Below are 16,883 nucleotides of genomic sequence, written 5' to 3' on the forward strand. Positions count from 1 at the left end.
AAGGCGGCTATAGGCAGCTCTTGAGACCCGCTCTGAAATCCAGCCTGGGGCCCGCGCGAAACCAAGAGCCGGAAACCGAGCGCAGGAATCGAGGCGCCAGAAACGACGAACCCGTCATGGCGACGGGTTCGTGAGCATCAGCGGGAGCGGTGTTGCTTGTCGCTGACGCGAAGCATCATAGCGAGTCCAGCCCCCGCGCCAGATCCGCCTTCAGATCCTCCAGCGACTCGAGCCCGACGGCGAGACGAATCAGTCCGTCGCGAATGCCCGCGGAAGCCCGCTGTTCGTCACTGAGACGGCCGTGCGTCGTGGTGCCAGGGTGGGTGATCGTGGTCTTCACGTCCCCCAGATTACCGGTGATGGACATGACGCGCGTACTGTCGATCACCTGCCACGCCGCCGGCTGCCCCCCCTTGATCTCGACCCCCATGACCGCGCCGAAACCTCGCTGCTGACGCTGGGCCAGCGCGTGCTGCGGATGACTCTCGAGGCCGCTGTAATAGACGCGCTCGACCGCCGGCTGGGCTTCCAGCCACTGGGCCAACCCCAACGCATTACGGCTGTGGGCGTTCATCCGCAGGCTCAGCGTCTCAAGCCCCTTGAGGAACACCCAGGCATTGAACGGGCTCATGCACGGGCCGCAGGTCCGCACCACGCCGAATAGCTGCTCGAGTTCCTGATCGCGACCGACGACCGCCCCGCCGATGGCACGCCCCTGCCCATCGATATATTTGGTGGCGGAGTGAATGACGAGATCCGCCCCCAGCTCGAGTGGACGCTGTAACGCCGGGGTCAGAAAGCAGTTATCGATCGCAAGAAGTGCGCCATGCCGGTGCGCCAGTTCGGCGAGCGCGGCAATATCGACCAGCTCGTTGAGCGGGTTGGACGGCGTCTCCGCAAACAGCAGTTTCGTCTTCGACGACATCGCCGCTTCCCAGCCGGCAATGTCGTTGAGTTCGACATAGCGCGGCTGGATACCGAACTTCGAGAGATACTTGTCGAACAGCGCGATGGTTGAGCCGAATACCGAGCGCGAGACGATGACCTCGTCCCCGGCCTCTAGCAGCGCCAGCACGGTAGACAGAATCGCCGCCATTCCTGAGCTGGTCGCCACACAGCGCTCGCCGCCCTCCATCGCCGCCAGTCGCTTCTCGAAGTTGCGCACGGTCGGGTTGGTGAAGCGGGAGTAGACGTTGCCAGGCTCCTCGCCCTTGAACTTGCGGGCGGCCTCCGCCGCGCTCTCGTAGACGAAGCTCGACGTCGGGAAGATCGGTTCGCCGTGCTCCTGCTCATGGGTACGGGCGTGACCGGCACGAATGGCCAATGTCTCCAGCCCCAGTCCTTCCAGTTCGTCGAAACTCATGCCAACTCCCTTATTCGATCACGGCGCAACATTGTTCGATCACGGCGCAACCGCGCCGCGAGGTTCAATCGTCTTCGCTGTCGTTATGCAGATCGACGACCGCGTTGACACTCTCGCGCTTCTGTTTGGCATCGTCACTGCGCGCTGCCTGCAGAGCCTCGAAGTAGGCTTCGTCGACGTCGCCCGTCACGTAATGACCGTCGAATACCGAACAGTCGAACGCCTCGAGCGCCGGATTGACCTCGCGACAGGCATCCTTGAGATCTTCCAGGTCCTGATAGATCAGGCGATCGGCCCCGATCAATTCGCCGACCTCGGCATCGGTTCGTCCGTGAGCGATCAGCTCATCGGCGACCGGCATGTCGATACCGTAGACATTGGGGTGGCGCACGGGCGGCGCGGCGGAGGCAAAATAGACCTTATTCGCGCCGGCATCCCGCGCCATCTGGATGATCTGCTTGCAGGTGGTGCCGCGAACGATGGAGTCGTCCACCAGCAGCACATTCTTGCCCGCGAACTCGCTGGCGATGGCGTTGAGTTTCTGCCGCACCGACTTCTTGCGCTGGGTCTGCCCCGGCATGATGAAGGTCCGCCCGATGTAGCGGTTCTTCATGAAGCCTTCGCGGAAGGTCACGCCAATGTGCTGCGCCAGCTCCAGCGCCGTGGTGCGCGACGTGTCAGGAATCGGGATGACCACGTCGATATCGTGATCCGGCCACTCGCGCTGAATGCGATCGCCCAGCTTGCGGCCCATCTGCATGCGCGTGCCGTAGACGTAAGCGCCGTCGAGCATCGAGTCCGGACGCGCAAAGTAGACATGCTCGAAGATGCACGGCGTCAGCTGCGGCCGGTCGGCGCACTGCTGGGTGTGCACGTTCCGATCCATGTCGACGAAGATCGCCTCGCCGGGGGCCAGGTCCCGCACCAGCTCGAATCCGCTGACGTCGAGCGCAACCGATTCCGACGCGATCATCACATCCTGCCCCGAGTCGGTATCGCGCGTGCCGTAGACCACCGGCCGGATCCCGTGCGGGTCACGGAAGGCCACCAGACCGAAGCCGTTGATGATCGCCACTGCCGCATACCCGCCGCGGCAGCGCCGATGTACGCGACGAATGGCATCGAAGATATCGTCCGGCGTCAGGTAGAGGCCCTGCTTGCCGAGCTCATGGGCGAACACGTTAAGCAGAACTTCGGAGTCCGACGTGGTGTTGATGTGTCGAAGATCCGACGAAAACAGCTCCTGCTGGAGCTGATCGGAGTTGGTCAGATTGCCGTTATGCGCCAGCGTGATGCCGTATGGCGAGTTGACGTAGAACGGCTGTGACTCGGCCTCGCTGGACGACCCGGCCGTCGGATAACGCACGTGGCCGATACCCAGATTGCCCTGGAGCCGTTTCATGTGACGGGTGTGGAACACGTCCCGCACCAGTCCGTTGTTCTTGCGCAGCAGGAATCGACCTTCGTCCCAGGTCATCATGCCGGCGGCATCCTGTCCGCGGTGCTGCAACACCGTCAATGCGTCGTAGATAGACTGATTGACCGCTTCATTGGCCATGAGGCCCACGATACCGCACATGCCGCCTTACCTCGCTGAGTTGCACCCGCTCGTCAGGGTGCCGGTTGTTCGGTCGGGGTGGGTGTCACGCCCTGACCGCCCTGCCTGGATGAAGAGTTGCCCTGTCCGGGAAGCGTCAGCGGCAGCTGACGCATCGCATCTTCCGCCGCCGAAGCGTCCACGTCCCAGCTCTGAAGCTGTACCACCGCCCAGTCGCGCAGCGACTCGAAAGAGGGTCGCAGCTGCGCCTGCTGCCACGCCTGGAGCTGCGCCAACGGCGTCAAACCGATGATGACCGTGGCGATCACCAGAATCGCGGCGCCTCTCGCCAGCCCGAAGATGGCGCCCGACAGGCGGTTGAAGAAGCCCATGCCGACCCACTCGATCGCCGCATTCAACAGCCGGATGACGAACCCGCAGACCATCACGACGACAAAGATGATCAGCACGAATGCCAGCACGAGCCGCGCATCCGGATGCGATACCCACGGCTGCAGGGCATCGGCGATCGGCTTGGCAAAAACCCGCGCCGCCAGCAGTGCCACGATCCAGGCACCGAGACCCAGCGCCTCTCTCACCAGACCGCGCATGAAACCCGCCAGCATCGAGATCGTCAATACCAGCAGGAAAACGTAGTCGAGCCAGGTCAGCGTCATCAGCTACCCGGCTTGCGAATCAACAGCCCCTGGATGTTGGCGGCGTCCTTCAGCTCGGCGCGGGCTTTTTCGCCAGCATCCGATGAGCTGAAGGGGCCGACGTACACCGTGGTCAGATTATTGTCGCGTGGCTGGGCGTAGGCTGTAAAACCCTGATCTTTCAGCTTGGCGGTCAATCGCGTGGCATTGTCGGCCTGACCGAAGCTGCCGACCTGGACGACCCAGCCACCGTCGCTGCTCGCCGGCGTGCGCTGCGGCGCGCTGTCCGTCGAGGCATCGCTCGGCGCATCGACAGGCGCGGCCGCAGGCCGCGAACGCGACGAGTCCGTGTTGGCCTGCGCCAGCTCGGCGATCGGATCGTCGCGCTGGTTGTCTTCGGCCTGAGCCTCTTCGGCCTGATTGTCTTCGGGCCGGGCGGATCGATCGCCACCTCCCGACGACGCCGTGTCACTGGCCGGCGGCTGACTCGAGGCCTGGCCACCGAACCCGCCGCCACTCCCAAGCTGGCTACTGGTGTCCGGCTCCGGTACATCGCTGCCAGCGTTATCCGCCACCGAAGCGGGCGGCTGCGGCGACTCGATAATGCGCTGCGTGGCTTCCCCGCCGCCCACCGGCTGCTCGATCACCATGACCGGCTCGGGAGACTGCTGCCGCGGCTCGGGATCATCGAACAGCATCGGCAGGAAAATGGCCCCCAGCGCGACGAGAATGACTGCCCCGGCGATACGTTCACGCCATCCATACTTCATAGGACCTCCTTGAACACCTCAAACCGCCATCGGCAGGTCAAGCCTGCCGATCTGGCGCATCGCGATCACCTGAGCGTATGGCCTCGACAGCACCGAGCGCTTCGGCAACGGTGAAGAACGACCCACACACCAACACTTCGTCTTCTGCTGTCAGCAGCGGCATCAACCCCGCGACGCCGGCAGCCGGCGATGCTGCCTGCCGCACTATCTCGCCGCCGGCTCGCTCGACGCACGCCGCTAGATTCTCGCTCGAGCGCCCGCGCGGCCCCGCAAGGCCGACGGGTAACCAGAGATCGATGGCGGGCGCCAGCGCCATCACCAGCGCCTCGGCATCCTTGTTGTCGAGGACGCCGAGCAACCCGATGCGCCGAGCCGGCCGCGAGCGCGCAGCCAGCCGCGAAGCCACATACGTTGCCGCGTGCGGGTTGTGCGCCACATCGAAACACCACTGCCCCAGCCACTGCATGCGTCCCGCCAGCGAGACCGTGGCAAACGCCTCACGCGTGGCTTCAGGGCATAGCTCGAAGCCGCAAAGCGCAAGGCTCTGCAGCGCGACCGCAGCATTGTCAAGCGGCAAGCCGGGATCGGGCAACTCATCCAGCACGAGCGGGCGGCCGCTGGCGTCTTCTCCGCGCCACCGCCAGCCGCCAGCAGGCGTGTCGTCGCGCTCGAACGCCTGGCCGAGCCAATAGTCACTGACCTCGAGCTCGGCGATTCGCGCCGACACGCTGACTGGCAAGGAACGGCTGCCGAGGACCGCCGGGCGCCCCTGTCGCAGGATACCGGCCTTCTCGCGGCCAATACCTTCCAGATCGTTGCCGAGGAAATCGGCATGATCGTGGGCGATGGTGGTGATGACGGCAACGTCGCTATCGATCACGTTGACTGCGTCGAGACGCCCGCCGAGCCCAACTTCCAGAATCGCCAGATCCGGAGCCCGTTCGGCGATGGCGTGGAGCGCCGCCAGCGTACCCGTCTCGAAATAGGTCAGGCTGACGGGATCACCGGCAAGCCGCGCCGCGTCGACACGCTCGAACGCCGTGACCAGCACCTCGTCGCTGGCGGGCACCCCGTCGAAACAGAGCCGCTCGTTGTAGCGAATCAGATGCGGCGAAGTGTAGCTTGCCGTGGTGTGGCCGTGGGCGCGCGCCAGACGCTCCAGCATCGCGACGGTCGAGCCCTTGCCGTTGGTACCCGCCACGACGATCACTCGCCGCGCCAGCGGACGCTCGGCAAGGTCCAACCGATCGGCGACCGCCCTGACGCGGTCAAGCCCGAGGTCGATAGCGACCGGATGCTGGCTCTCCAGCCGGGAGAGCCAGTCGTCGAGTGTCATCTGCATGGACCTCAGCGAGACGCCTCGGAGACATCCGACTCATCGGAGAGCGGCGAGAAATCCTGGTTGGCTGCCGCTGCGTTACCTGCCGCCGGCTGATGCGTCAGGATGCGCAGAACGCTACCGATTCGCTCGCGCAGTTCCGGACGCGCCACGATCATGTCGACGGTGCCGTGCTCGAGTAGAAATTCGCTGCGCTGGAAGCCCTCCGGCAGCGTCTCACGCACGGTCTGTTCGATGACGCGCGGACCGGCAAACCCGATGAGCGCGTTGGGTTCCGCGACGTTGAGATCGCCGAGCATCGCAAGCGATGCGGAGACGCCGCCGAATACCGGGTCGGTCAGCACCGAGATATAGGGCACCCCGGCCTGCTTCAGTTTTTCCAGCGCGGCCGACGTCTTGGCCATCTGCATCAGCGAGAACAGCGCTTCCTGCATGCGCGCGCCACCGGAAGCGGCAAAGCAGATCAGCGGGATCTCCTCTTCGAGCGCCAGCGTCGCCGCGCGGACGAACTTCTCGCCGACGATCGCTCCCATGGAGCCCCCCATGAACGAGAACTCGAAGGCCACCGCCACGACCGGCAGGCCATCCAGCGTGCCACGCATCGCGATCAGCGCATCGTTCTCGTCCGTCTCTTTTTGCGCGGCAGCCAGACGATCCTTGTACTTCTTGGAGTCGCGGAACTTGAGCCGGTCGACGGGCTGAAGATCACCGGCAATCTCCTCGCGCCCTTCGGCATCGAGGAACCAGTTGAGCCGCTTGCGGGCGGTCAGGCGCAGGTGATGCTCGCACTTGGGGCAGACGTTCTGGTGCTTCTCCAGCTCCGGGAGATAGAGCACCGATTCGCAGTTCGGGCACTTGCGCCACAGGCCGTCGGGCACGCTCGCCCGGCGCTCGTTACGCTGCGTGCGGCTCATCGACGGTACGATCTTGTCTAGCCAGCTCATGTCAGCAGAGATTCCTGAAGTTGAAAGTCAATGAAGTAGAAATTCGGCGAAGTCGAAAATCGATCAATCCGGACACCCGACTCGGGATGCCATCGCGCCCACCGCCACCCTGTGGGGCAAAGCGTTCGAGACGCTATCGCAAAGAACCAGGGCGCCGATCATACCAGAACGGCAACCCTGGCTCAGGCCGTGACCGTCTCGTCGAGCGCCGCTCGCATCTCGCCGAGGATCGCCTTGAGCGCCGCCGGGATCGTTTCCGGCTCACTCGCCCGCTCGGCAATCCGCCCGACCAGCGCGCTGCCGACGATCACGCCGTCGGCTACCCGACCGACTGCGGCCGCCGAGGCGCCATCACGGATACCGAAGCCGACGCAGAGCGGGAGATCGGTCAGCCCGCGAAGCCTGGCAAGCTGCTCGCCGACCGCATCGGCGTCCAGCGTCGCCGCTCCAGTCACGCCTTTTAGCGAAACATAGTAAAGATAGCCTTGGCCGTGATCGCAGATGGTCGCCGCACGCGTCGACGATGTCGTCGGCGCCAGCAGGAAGATCGACTGGAGGCCGTGCTCGGCAAACAGCTTGCTGTTCTCGCCGATCTCTTCCGGCGGCATGTCGACCGCCAGGAAGCCATCGACCCCGGCCTCGCTGGCGCGGCGTGCGAAGGTCTCGTAGCCGATGCGCTCGACCGGATTGAGATACCCCATCAGCACCACCGGCGTGTCGGCATCGCGCTGGCGAAACGCCGCGACCATGTCGAGCACGTCGACCAGTCGGGTGCCGTGGGCCAGCGCGCGCTCGCAAGCCTTCTGGATGACCGGCCCGTCGGCCATCGGGTCGGAGAACGGCACGCCAAGTTCGATCACGTCCGCCCCCGCTTCGACGCAGGCGTGCATGAAATCGACGGTGTGCTGCGGCGCCGGATCACCTGCCGTGATGTAGGGGATCAGTGCCGTGCGCCCCGACTGCTTGAGCTCGGCAAAGCGTCGGTCGATGCGGTTGGGCCGGCGGGAACCGGCGGCGTTCTGGTGATCGTCTCGTGCAGAATTCATGGGCAACCTCGCCGTCAAAACTCGATGCCGTCGATCTTGGCGACGGTATGGATGTCCTTGTCGCCACGACCGGACAAGTTGATGACGATGTGCTGGTCCGGGCGCATCTCGGCGGCCATCTTCTTGCCGTGTGCGAGAGCGTGCGCGGACTCGAGCGCGGGCATGATGCCCTCCACGCGAGTCAACTCGCGAAACGCGGCGAGGACCTCGTCGTCATCGGCAGCGACATACTGGACGCGGCCGACGTCCTTCCACAGTGCGTGCTCCGGGCCGACGCCAGGGTAATCCAGCCCCGCAGAGACCGACTGGGTATCCGCGATCTGGCCGGCTTCATCGGACATCAGATAGGTGCGATTGCCGTGCAGCACACCTCGCGGGGCATTGGAGGCCAGCGGTGCCGCATGGCGTCCGGTGGCGACCCCTTCACCACCGGCTTCGACGCCGACCATGGCCACGTCGTCATCCTCGACGAACGGGTAGAACAGCCCCATGGCATTGGAGCCCCCGCCGACGCAGGCCACCAGCGCATCCGGCAATCGGCCGATCTGCTCGAGCGACTGGCTTCTCGCTTCGCGGCCCGCGACCGCATTGAAGTCACGCACCAGCATCGGGTAAGGATGCGGTCCGGCCACGGTTCCGATGATGTAGAAGGTGTCGTCGACGTTGGTGACCCAGTCGCGAAGCGCTTCGTTCATGGCATCCTTGAGCGTACGCGAGCCGGACTCTACCGGTATGACCTTGGCGCCGAGCAGGTGCATGCGGTAGACGTTGAGCTTCTGACGCTCGACGTCTTCGGCACCCATGTAGATTTCGCACTTGAGCCCGAGGCGCGCCGCCACCGTTGCCGTGGCAACTCCGTGCTGACCGGCGCCGGTCTCGGCAATGACCCGCGGCTTGCCGGCTTTCTTGGCCAGCAGCGCCTGACCGATGGTGTTGTTCACCTTGTGTGCGCCCGTGTGATTGAGATCCTCACGCTTGAGCCAGATCTGGGCACCGCCGATCTCGCGAGACCAGCGCTCGGCGTGATAGAGCGGTGACGGGCGGCCGACGTAGTGCTTGAGGTCGCGGTCGAACTCGGCCTGGAAATCGGGATCGTCCTTGAGGCTCGCATAGATGTTCTCGAGCTCTTCGAGGGCGAAGCTCAGCGTCTCGGAGACGAAGCGGCCACCGTACGGACCGAAATGGCCGCGAGCGTCCGGGAGTTGCGTCAGATCTTGAAATCGGCTCACGAAGGAACCCTCGTCATGATGCGGTGAATGGCATGGGGCCGGTGGATACAGGGGCAACGTTGGATACAGGGGCACCGTTGGATATAAGGGCGACGTTGGCCGCGTGCACTCGCTCACAGAACGCGCGGATGGACTGCGGATCCTTGATGCCCTTGAGCGCACCACTCTCGCCTTGCGCTTCGACCCCACCCGAGACATCGACGGCGTAAGGCCGAACGCGGGCAATCGCCTCGCTCACGTTGTCCGGCGTCAGACCACCGGCCAGAATAACAGGTTTCGGCAAATCACCAGGGATTCGCGCCCAGTCGAAGGTTTCCCCAGTGCCGCCGGGCACGCCCGGGCGATAGGCGTCGAGCAACAGTGCCCCGGCTACGGCATAGCGTTCGCAGGCGCGATACAGATCGATGTCATCGCGCATGCGCAGCGCCTTGATCCAGGGTTTGCCGAAACCGGCACAGAAAGCCGGCGACTCATCGCCGTGAAATTGAAGCAGGTCGAGATGATCGAGCGCGGCCTCGACCTCGGCGGCCGTCGGGTCGACGAACAGGCCAACGCGAGTGACGAATGGCGCAACCCGAGCGCTCAGGCTCGCCAGCGTCGCGCCATCGATAGCGCGAGCGCTACCCGACCAGAGCACGAACCCGAGGGCGTCGGCACCACCAGCGATGGCTGCCTCGATGTCCGACTGGCGCGTCATGCCGCAGATCTTGATGCGAACCGCCGTCATGAGTTCATCTCCTCGCCGGTCGCGGCGTTCGATTCGACCACGCGCCCGTTGTCGTCGATCCATTTCGGCCAGACCCGACGCCGGCGCATGAGCGGCGTGTCCGGAATGACATCGCGGTCGCCGGTCCAGTCACCGAGAAAGCCCAGCATCTGCGGGCCGACCGGCTCCTCGGGGAGCGCGAAGCGCTCGTCGTAGCGCACGTCGACGAAATGAAGGCCACACGCCGGCGCGGTCACGTTGCCCAGCGTGCGATCGCGCAGCGCCAGCAGGCGAGCCGGATAGCCCTCGTCCTCGTCGCCACGCCCGACCGCCACCAGCACCCCGGCGAGGTTGCGAATCATGTGATGCAGAAAGGCATTGGCCTGCACGTCGATGACGACCAGCGCCCCGTGCCGCTGCACCTCGATGAAGTGCAGATGGCGAATCGGCGTGCTCGACTGACAGCCGGCAGCGCGGTAACTGGAAAAATCGTGCTCGCCGACCAGCACCTGAGCGGCGCGATGCATCCGGTCGGCGTCGAGCGGCTCGCGGCACCAGGTCACGTTGTGGCGCTCGAGAACCGGGCGCGTTGGCTGATTGACGATAACGTAGCGATAGCGCCGGGCCAGCGCGGAAAAGCGCGAATGAAAGTCGCTTTCGACCTCGACGAGCCAGCGAATCGCGATATCGCGCGGCAGTTGGGCGTTGGTGCCGAATACCCAGGCTTTCTGGGTACGCGCCACCGGCGCATCGAAATGAACGATCTGGCGTGTGGCATGCACGCCGCTGTCCGTGCGTCCGCTGCAGAGTACGCGCACCGGCGTCGCGGCGATCTTGGACAGTGCCGCCTCCAGGGCGCCCTGGACCGACTCTGCATGACGCAGCCGCTGCCAGCCGCAGTAGCGGGTGCCGTCATACTCGACGCCAAGCGCCAGGCGACCGCCCAGTGTCCGGTTATCATCCTGCCGGGTAAAAAACGCCATCGAAACCTGTGCTGAAGGGCTTGATCCTAGGGGCGACCATTATCCCGATGCGGCGGCTCGAATTCCACCTCCTCGACATCCCATCCGGCGGAAACGGCACGCGTCTCATAAGCGTCCGGCACCACTTCAGTCGCTTCCGGGGATGACGCCGTCAGGTCCGCGGCTTCGAAAGCGGCGGCCGAACTCGAAAAATCGATCTCCGGCATCGACGAAGTCACGCCCGATTCGTGCACGCGCGCTGCCACGTCGGGCGCTGCGTCCAGCTGCAGCACCGGCGCCTGGTAGTCGATCACCATCGTGGCGGGCGCCAGCTCCTCCTCGCGCTCCTCGGCCGTCTCGGCACGGCCGTCCCCCAACGTCGAATCACCTTGTCGCAGCGCATCGCCGCCCTGACGCCTTGAGCCCTGCAATGACGGCTCGAGGCGAACCGCGTCGGCCGGGTCGCGGAGCGTGGCCGCCTCGTCGGCGACCGCCGTCGACGAGTCCGGCTGCCCCAGGCCGCTGATTTCGGCCTCGAACAGCGAGTCCACGTCATCGACGGAGGGCGTTTCGCTCTCCATGGACGTTGCCTCCTGCCAGCTCTCTTCGACATGGCGCGCCCGATACGTCTCGACAAGCTGCTGCCCTTCCTGGCGCTGCGCTGTCGTGGCATCGTCTCCAAAACCGCTGACGGCCATCTCCAGCGCCTCCATGTCGCGTAGCTCTCCCAGCGCCCGGATCAGACTCAGCCTTAGATCGGCATCCTCACGTTCGGCGAGCTGCGACTGCAGCCACTCTCTGGCCTCGCCGTAGCGCCCGTAGGCGAGATAGATATCTGCCTGACTGATCGTTGCCGCGTCCATGTCTGTGGCAACCGTCGCTGCCGCTCGGCGTGACTGTCTGCGCGACTTCGCGGATGGCGGCACCGGCGCCGGTGGCTCTTCGCCCTCTGCCTGAGCGCGATCGCCTGACGCGTTGGGGGGCTCGCCTATTGCCCGCCGCTGACGACGACGCTGCCATACCCAGACGCCAAGCAGCACAGCCAGTAACGCGCCGCCGATCCAGTCGAGATGGTTTAGCACCCGTTCGAGCCAAGTGGGTTCGGATGGAGACGCAAGTTGCGCGGAAGCCCGGCGCGCAGCCTCGACGCCGTCAGTCGCCGTTAGGCCTGCCGTCAGAACGGGGGCGGCCTTCGTCATGCTGACGGGCATCGCCGCACCGGCCTGGCTCACGCTGCTTTGATCCACCGCGCCCGAGGCCGCGCTGCCTTGATCTACATCGCCCGAAACCGCGCTGCCTTGATCCACCTCGCTCGAGGTCGCGTCGGCGGACACGCCGGGCGCCGAAGCGGTATCGACCTTGTCGAGTGCGGCCTGCAGCCGGGTCCGATCGGCGGTCAGCGCCAATATCTGCGCTCGCTGCCGGTCGTTCTGCTGTTCGAGCATCGCGACCTGCCGCTGGAGCTCACCCAATGCGTCGGTCGCCGATGCACGCGGCGAACCGTCGATCTCGATGGTCGGGCGCCCGTCGTCGGTGTCAGCCAACTGCGCGGGTGACGAACCCGGCGATGCCGATCGAGGCGCGCTGTCGGTCGGCCCGAGTGATGACAGCTCATCAAGCGCGGCGACGGCTTCGCCACGCGGTATCGACGCGACGCGGGTGACAGGCGGTACATCGAGCGTCGCACCGGCGCGCAGACGATCGACATCGTTACCGGCAAAAGCGGTCGGATTGGCACGGTAGAGCGCCAGCATCAGCGACTGCCGGTTGAGACCGCCGTGGGGCAGTAGCGATCCCGCCAGCGTGGACAGCGAATCCCCCGGCGAGACGCGCAGCCGCGCCGGCCAGCGGCCATCCAGACCCGAGACCGGCAACGCGCCTGGCGTCGAAACCGGCGCGCTCGGCACCAGGCCGAAGGTTTGTGCGCCACCAGCCTCGCCGCTTCGATCACCACCGAGCAGCGGCGCGGCCGCCGCGTAGTCGGCGGGATCGAAAAGCAAGGTGATGTCACGCTGCCACTGACCGTCCGGCCAGGTGATCTCGAGCAGTAGATCGGCAAAGGGTTCACGCACACGCCTGGCGCTATCGAACACGATCTCGAGGCCAGCGTCCCCCCTGGCTACCGTCGCGCGCACCGAGTCGATGAGCGCGGTACGCTCGAGCCCGGCCGCCCGGTATGCCGCATCGTCGACGATCTTCACGCTGATCTGCTGCGGCTGCAGCCCAGCCCCGTCCGTCAGCGGCAGCACCACATGAAGCGGTCGACCGAGCGCAGAGATGTCACGCGGATCGGCGATGCCCAGAGCCAGGGCTTTCGGCACCTGAGAAAGGCACAGCAAACCGCCCACGGTGAGGATGAGCCACTGCCGCATGATGTCCTCGCCTGCCAATACGTTAAGAGTCTGAAGCGATCATCGGCCGCCGCTCAGTAAACTTTAACATCAGGTAACAAAAGGCCCTGTCGACACAAAGTCGACAGGGCCTTAAGCGACACATCTCGGCGGATTGCAGGCAGTCACGCCATACGGAATCAGGCCTGTTCGCGCAGGATCATCAGCATCCGCTTGAGCGGTTCGGCGGCGCCCCACAGGAGCTGGTCGCCGACGCTGAACGCGGTCAGGTATTCACCGCCCATCGCCAGCTTGCGCAGCCGCCCGACCGGCACCGTGAGCGTGCCGCTGACGGCTGCCGGGGTGAGGTGTTCAAGCGTCGCCTCTTTCTCGTTGGGCACGACCTTGACCCAATCGTTGTGCTTGGCGAGACGGTCCTCGATCTCGTCGAGCGGCACGTCCTGCTTCAGCTTGATGGTGAACGCCTGGCTGTGTGAGCGCATCGCGCCAATGCGAACGCAGAGGCCGTCGATCGGGATCGGGTGATCACCGGTGGCGAGGATCTTGTTGGTCTCGACGCCGCCCTTCCACTCTTCCTTGCTCTGGCCGTTCTCCATTGCCTTGTCGATCCACGGCAGCAAGCTACCGGCGAGCGGTGCACCGAAATTATCGACCGGGAAGTCGCCGCCACGCATCGCCGCGGTGACATCGCGATCGATATCGAGAATGGCACTCGAGGGCGTCGCGAGATCACGGGCCACGGCTGATTGCAGCGCGCCCATCTGCGACAGCAGTTCGCGCATGTGCTTGGCACCGGAGCCGGACGCGGCCTGATAGGTCATCGAGGTCATCCACTCGATCATGCCGGCTTCGAACAGTCCACCGAGGCCCATCAGCATCAGGCTGACGGTGCAGTTGCCGCCAACGAAGGTTTTTGCCCCCTTGGCGAGCTGCGCATCGATGACGTGACGGTTGACCGGGTCGAGCACGATGGTCGATTCGTCCACCATGCGCAGAGTACTCGCGGCGTCGATCCAGTAGCCCTTCCATCCGGCTTCACGCAGCGGCTGGTACACGGCCCCGGTGTAGTCGCCACCCTGACAGGTGACGATGACATCCATCGCCTTGAGCTGATCGACATCGTTGGCGTCTTTCAGCGCCGGCACGTCGACACCGATATCCGGCCCCGGCTGCCCGGTCTGCGACGTCGAGAAGAAGACCGGCTCGATGCCGGCGAAATCGTTGTCGTCCAGCATGCGCTGCATGAGTACGGAACCGACCATTCCGCGCCAGCCTACGAATCCGACTTTCAACATAGCGTGCATCCCCCCGCTTGTGGAGAATCCGCAACGCCGGCGACTCACTGGCCGTCGGGCGCTGGGCTCTCTCAAGTATCAACGCGACGCGACGACCCCGAAGAGTCGTCGCGTCGCACTTGCATGGAACCTCTAGTCTAGCACGCAGGCGCGCTCAGGATTCGGCGAAGGCCGCCAGCACGGCGTCACCCATCTCGCGCGTGGAAACCTGGCGCGTACCCGGGTAGGCGATATCCGCCGTGCGCAGGCCCTGATCGAGCACCTTGCCGACCGCCCGCTCGATGCGTTCGGCCAGTGACGACTCACCCAGCGAATAGCGCAGCATCATCGCCACCGACAGGATCGTCGCCAGCGGATTGGCGAGCCCCTGCCCAGCGATGTCCGGCGCGCTGCCATGGCACGGCTCGTACATGCCCTGCTGCTTCTCGTTGAGCGAGGCCGAGGGCAGCATGCCGATGGAGCCGGTGAGCATCGCGGCGGCGTCGGACAGGATGTCGCCGAACATGTTGCCGGTCACCACCACGTCGAACTGCTTGGGCGCCCGCACCAGCTGCATCGCCGCGTTGTCGACGTACATGTGCGACAGCTCGACGTCCGGATACTCGGACGCGAGCCGGTTCATCACCTCGCGCCAGAGAATGGTGACTTCGAGCACGTTGGCCTTGTCGACGGAGCAGAGCTTCTTGCCACGCTTCTGCGCCATCTCGAAGGCGACCCGGCCGATCCGTTCGATCTCGGATTCCGAATAGACGTAGGTGTTGTAGCCCACTCTTTCCTTGCCATGCTCGACGTCGCGCTCCTCGATACCGCGCGGCTGGCCGAAATAGATCCCGCCGGTCAGCTCACGCACGATCATGATGTCGAGCCCGGAGACGACTTCCGGCTTCAACGTCGATGCCTCGGCAAGCTGCGGGTACAGAAGCGCCGGTCGCAGGTTGCCGAACAGGTTCAGATTCTTGCGCAGGCCGAGAAGCCCCTTCTCCGGCCGCTTGGAGAGATCCTCCAGCGTGTCCCACTTCGGACCACCCACCGCGCCCAGCAGGATCGCGTCGGCCGCCTTGGCCTTCTCAAGCGTCGACTCAGGTAGCGGATGGCCCACGGCGTCATACCCCGCGCCGCCGACCAGCCCCTCTTCGAGTTCGGCGTCCAGACCGGCCTCACGGCAGGCGTTGAGAATCTTGACCGCCTCAGCGGTGATCTCCGGCCCGATGCCATCACCGGGGAGAATCAGAATCTTCTTGCTCATGCATGTTCCTTAAACGTGTTCTCTGGACGCCCACAGCACCAGCATATCGGTTGTGAAGGAGCCATCGTCGTCGATCTCGAAAGCGTCACGCACTTCCTGACCGACCTGAGTCTGTAGATGCCGGATCGCGTCACGCATCACGTTCGGCGTGCGCATGCGCGCGATCCACGTCTCGAAATCCAACCGCAGGCGCTGGCGCGAACTGGCGGTGACCGAAAGCCCGGCCTCGCCGACGTATCGCGTCCACTCACTCACGCTGTAATCGCGCACGTGGCTGGTATCGCGCAGCATTTCGACGGTCTGCAAGAAGCTGTCGAGGAGCGGCTGTTCGGAGGCCGCAACATCAATGAAAGCGGCCAGACCGCCGGGCTTCAACACCCGCCTCGCCTCGCGCAGCGCGAGCCCGACATCACGCCAGTGATGGGCGGAGAAGCGGCTACACACCACGTCGAAACTCTCATCAGCAAACGGCAGCGACTCCGCGACTCCCTGAACCGCGCGGATATTGTCGAAGCCGCGATCGCCAGCCGCCTCACTGACCACGTCGAGCATGCGCGGCGATAGATCATAGGCGACGACCTCCGCCGCCAGATCAGCGAGCTGGAAACTCACGTGACCCGCGCCGCAGCCGAGATCCAGCACGCGGGCTGCGTCGATTTGCGCCACCCGCTCTCTCAACTGTGCGAACTCAGCCCCCTGGGCATGCACCTGACTCGTCAGGTAGGCGCCCGCCTGAGCGCCGAACTGACGCTCGACCACGGCGCTGTGCTCAGCGCCACCGGTGGTGTCAGGCATCACGAAAGAGCCACGGCTGCGCCGCGCGATGACGCGACTCGAAATCACGAATCGCGCCGGACTGCTCCAGCGTCAGACCGATATCGTCGAGCCCCTCCAGCAAACAGTGCTTGCGGAACGGGTCGGCATCGAAGGCGATGACGTCGCCGCTCGGCGTGGTGATCGTCTGCGCGTCCAGGTCGATGTCGAGACGATAGCCTTCGCTGGCTTCGGTCTCCTGGAACAGACGCTCGACCGTGGCCTCGTCCAGCGTGATCAGCAGGATGCCGTTCTTGAACGAGTTGTTGTAGAAGATATCGGCGAAACTTGGCGCGATCACCACGCGGAAGCCGAAATCGTCCAGCGCCCAGGGCGCATGCTCGCGGGAGCTACCGCAACCGAAGTTGCGCCGAGCCAGCAGCACCTGCGCCCCCTGATAACGGGACTGGTTGAGCACGAAATCGGGGTTGAGCGGCCGACTCGACGTATCCTGGCCGGGATAACCCTCGTCCAGATAACGCAGCTCATCGAACAGGTTGGGACCGAACCCCGTGCGCTTGATCGACTTCAGAAACTGCTTGGGAATGATCAGATCGGTGTCGACGTTGGCGCGATCGAGCGGTGCAACCAGCCCGTCGAGACGTTCGAATTTTTTCATCTTCGGC

The 16,883-nt window shown here is 64.9% G+C and carries 15 protein-coding genes; all 15 read right to left on the bottom strand.

Going from position 1 to position 16,883, the window contains the following annotated elements; translation table 11 throughout:
• Positions 1 to 175 precede the first annotated feature (175 nt).
• The 15 genes from IE125_RS15455 to leuD all read right to left on the bottom strand — a co-directional run bounded on the left by IE125_RS15455 (position 176) and on the right by leuD (position 16,876).
• Positions 176 to 1,363 carry an O-succinylhomoserine sulfhydrylase gene (locus IE125_RS15455; protein WP_189445578.1) on the bottom strand — a complete coding sequence of 396 codons (1,188 nt, stop codon included), beginning with the start codon at positions 1,361 to 1,363 and terminating at the stop codon, positions 176 to 178.
• 64 nt (positions 1,364 to 1,427) lie between these two features.
• Entirely contained in the window at positions 1,428 to 2,942 is a 1,515-nt protein-coding gene (gene purF / locus IE125_RS15460; protein WP_189445579.1) for an amidophosphoribosyltransferase, read from the bottom strand.
• Between the two features lie 32 nt (positions 2,943 to 2,974).
• Entirely contained in the window at positions 2,975 to 3,577 is a 603-nt protein-coding gene (locus tag IE125_RS15465; protein WP_189445580.1) for a CvpA family protein, read from the bottom strand.
• On the bottom strand, positions 3,577 to 4,326 hold the full coding sequence (locus IE125_RS15470; protein WP_189445581.1) for an SPOR domain-containing protein: 750 nt from the start codon (positions 4,324 to 4,326) through the stop codon (positions 3,577 to 3,579). Before IE125_RS15470 ends, IE125_RS15465 begins: the two co-directional genes overlap by 1 nt.
• A gap of 37 nt (positions 4,327 to 4,363) precedes the next feature.
• A complete protein-coding gene (locus IE125_RS15475; protein WP_189445582.1) occupies positions 4,364 to 5,668 on the bottom strand; it encodes a bifunctional folylpolyglutamate synthase/dihydrofolate synthase in 1,305 nt (434 codons plus the stop codon).
• Positions 5,669 to 5,673: 5 nt separating this feature from the next.
• Complete coding sequence (accD, locus tag IE125_RS15480) at positions 5,674 to 6,609, bottom strand: acetyl-CoA carboxylase, carboxyltransferase subunit beta (RefSeq protein ID WP_229809156.1); 936 nt, start codon at positions 6,607 to 6,609, stop codon at positions 5,674 to 5,676.
• Positions 6,610 to 6,791: 182 nt separating this feature from the next.
• The gene (gene trpA / locus IE125_RS15485; protein ID WP_189445583.1) at positions 6,792 to 7,655 is read right to left on the bottom strand and encodes a tryptophan synthase subunit alpha; all 864 of its coding nucleotides are present in this window, start codon (positions 7,653 to 7,655) and stop codon (positions 6,792 to 6,794) included.
• Between the two features lie 14 nt (positions 7,656 to 7,669).
• A complete protein-coding gene (trpB, locus tag IE125_RS15490) occupies positions 7,670 to 8,884 on the bottom strand; it encodes a tryptophan synthase subunit beta (protein WP_189445584.1) in 1,215 nt (404 codons plus the stop codon).
• Between the two features lie 13 nt (positions 8,885 to 8,897).
• Entirely contained in the window at positions 8,898 to 9,611 is a 714-nt protein-coding gene (locus IE125_RS15495) for a phosphoribosylanthranilate isomerase (RefSeq protein ID WP_189445585.1), read from the bottom strand.
• A complete protein-coding gene (truA, locus tag IE125_RS15500) occupies positions 9,608 to 10,573 on the bottom strand; it encodes a tRNA pseudouridine(38-40) synthase TruA (protein WP_189445586.1) in 966 nt (321 codons plus the stop codon). Before truA ends, IE125_RS15495 begins: the two co-directional genes overlap by 4 nt.
• A 26-nt stretch (positions 10,574 to 10,599) precedes the next feature.
• Entirely contained in the window at positions 10,600 to 12,924 is a 2,325-nt protein-coding gene (locus IE125_RS15505; protein ID WP_189445587.1) for a type IV pilus assembly protein FimV, read from the bottom strand.
• Positions 12,925 to 13,082: 158 nt separating this feature from the next.
• Positions 13,083 to 14,198, bottom strand: coding sequence for an aspartate-semialdehyde dehydrogenase (gene asd, locus IE125_RS15510; protein WP_189445588.1), 1,116 nt, complete (start codon positions 14,196 to 14,198; stop codon positions 13,083 to 13,085).
• A gap of 154 nt (positions 14,199 to 14,352) precedes the next feature.
• The gene (leuB, locus tag IE125_RS15515) at positions 14,353 to 15,444 is read right to left on the bottom strand and encodes a 3-isopropylmalate dehydrogenase (RefSeq protein WP_189445589.1); all 1,092 of its coding nucleotides are present in this window, start codon (positions 15,442 to 15,444) and stop codon (positions 14,353 to 14,355) included.
• A 9-nt stretch (positions 15,445 to 15,453) separates the two neighbouring features.
• Complete coding sequence (locus tag IE125_RS15520; protein ID WP_189445590.1) at positions 15,454 to 16,239, bottom strand: class I SAM-dependent methyltransferase; 786 nt, start codon at positions 16,237 to 16,239, stop codon at positions 15,454 to 15,456.
• Positions 16,232 to 16,876 (bottom strand): 3-isopropylmalate dehydratase small subunit, encoded by a 645-nt coding sequence (gene leuD / locus IE125_RS15525; RefSeq protein ID WP_189445591.1) that lies wholly within the window; start codon positions 16,874 to 16,876, stop codon positions 16,232 to 16,234. Before leuD ends, IE125_RS15520 begins: the two co-directional genes overlap by 8 nt.
• Positions 16,877 to 16,883 lie beyond the last annotated feature (7 nt).

The organism is Salinicola rhizosphaerae, from assembly GCF_014652715.1.
GTDB classification, from domain to species: domain Bacteria; phylum Pseudomonadota; class Gammaproteobacteria; order Pseudomonadales; family Halomonadaceae; genus Salinicola; species Salinicola rhizosphaerae.